2 protein-coding genes are annotated in these 1,635 nt (G+C 74.9%); both read left to right on the top strand.

Annotated features, from left to right (window positions below; all coding sequences use genetic code 11):
- On the top strand, window positions 1-682 hold a 682-nt coding region (locus AC1DXV_RS34415; RefSeq protein ID WP_477938021.1), incomplete at its 5' end, for a nicotinate-nucleotide--dimethylbenzimidazole phosphoribosyltransferase.
- A gap of 3 nt (window positions 683-685) precedes the next feature.
- A complete protein-coding gene (cobS, locus tag AC1DXV_RS34410; RefSeq protein ID WP_477938020.1) occupies window positions 686-1,477 on the top strand; it encodes an adenosylcobinamide-GDP ribazoletransferase in 792 nt (263 codons plus the stop codon).
- The last annotated feature ends 158 nt before the right edge of the window (window positions 1,478-1,635 follow it).

The raw sequence follows: 1,635 nt of genomic DNA, 5'->3' as shown, positions 1-1,635 counted from the left end.
GGCTGGATTGATCGACCGCAAGGTCGCGCGCGGCACCGCCGATGCGCTGGCCGGGCCGGCGATGAGCGAGGCGCAGTGCCAGCAGGCGCTGGCCGCCGGCATGGCCGTCGTGCACGAGTTGCCGGGCAATGCGGTGCTGCTCGGCGAGATGGGCATCGGCAACAGCTCCAGCGCTGCGCTGCTGCTGGCGCGCCTGAGCGGTCAGCCGATCGACGCCTGCGTYGGCCGCGGGACCGGGCTCGACGATGCCGGCCTCGCGCGCAAGCGTGCGGTGCTCGCGCAGGTGCTCGAACGCCATGCCGGCGCGACACAGCCGCTGCAGGCGCTGGCTGCGTTCGGCGGCTTCGAGATCGCGATGCTGGCCGGGGCGGCGCTGCAGGCGGCGGCCGAGCGGCGCGTCGTCGTCGTCGACGGCTTCATCGCGACCGCCGCGGTGCTGGTGGCCACGCGACTGGTGCCGGCGCTCGCCGGCTACTGCGTGCTCGCGCACCGCTCGGCCGAGCCGGGCCATGCGCTGATGGTGCGGGAGCTCGGCGGGGAACCGCTGCTCGACCTCGGTCTGCGGCTGGGCGAGGGCTCGGGCGCTGCGCTCGCCTGGCCGCTGCTGGAGAGCGCGGTGCGCGTGCTGGCCGAGATGGCCAGCTTCGAGTCGGCCGGCGTTTCGGACCGCAGCGAGGCCTGACCCGTGCTGAAGGCCGTGCTGCACGAACTGCGCCTGATGGCGATCGCGCTGCAGTTCTTCACGCGCGTGCCGGTGCCGGCGCGCATCGGCTTCGAGCCCGAATGGCTGAACGCGAGCGCGCGGCATTTCCCGCTGGTCGGGTTTCTCGTCGGGCTGGTCGCGGCGATCGCGCTGGCGATCGGCAGCCAGGCGCTCGGCACCGCGATCGGCGTGTGGCTGTCGATCGCGGCGACCGTCTGGCTCACCGGCGCCTTCCACGAGGACGGCCTGGCCGACACCTGCGACGCGCTCGGCGGCGCGGTGAGCCGCGAGCGGGCGCTGGAAATCATGAAGGACTCGCGCATCGGCAGCTACGGCGCGGTCGCGCTGGTGCTGGTGCTCGGCTTGAAGGCCGCGACGCTCGCCAGCCTGCCGATGGCGCTGGCGGTGCCGGCGCTGCTGCTCGCGCACACCGCGTCGCGCGCGGCGGCGGTGGTGCTGATCCGCGTGCTGCCGTATGCGGGCGAGGTGTCGCAGGCCAAGGCGAAGCCGCTGGCGCAGAAGGTGTCGGCGCTCGGCGTCGCCGTTGCGCTCGGCTGGGTGGTGCTGCTGGCGGGCGGGCTGCTCGCGCTGCGCTGGGCGTGGTGGCCGTACGTGGCACTCGCGCTGGCCGGCGTGCTGCTCGGCACGATCGCCTGCGGCCGCTGGTTCAGGCGCCGGCTCGGCGGCATCACCGGCGACACGCTGGGCGCCACGCAGCAGCTGACCGAACTGCTCGCGCTGCTGGGCTGGGTGGTCGCGCTGCGCTGGGCATGAACCGCATCGAGGCCTGGCGCCATCCGCGGCCCGACGGCGTGGTGGGGCGTTGCATCGGCCGCACCGACGTGCCGGTCGACCGGCGCCGCGCGAAGCGCCTTGCGCACCGCATCCGCCGCGCGGCGCGGCGCGAAGGCTGGCCGCGCTGCGTCTGGACC

It is taken from the genome of Rhizobacter sp. P3_C12, assembly GCF_056402735.1.
The sequence above is the reverse complement of the archived record's forward strand: the minus strand, read 5'-3'. Positions and strand labels throughout refer to the sequence as shown.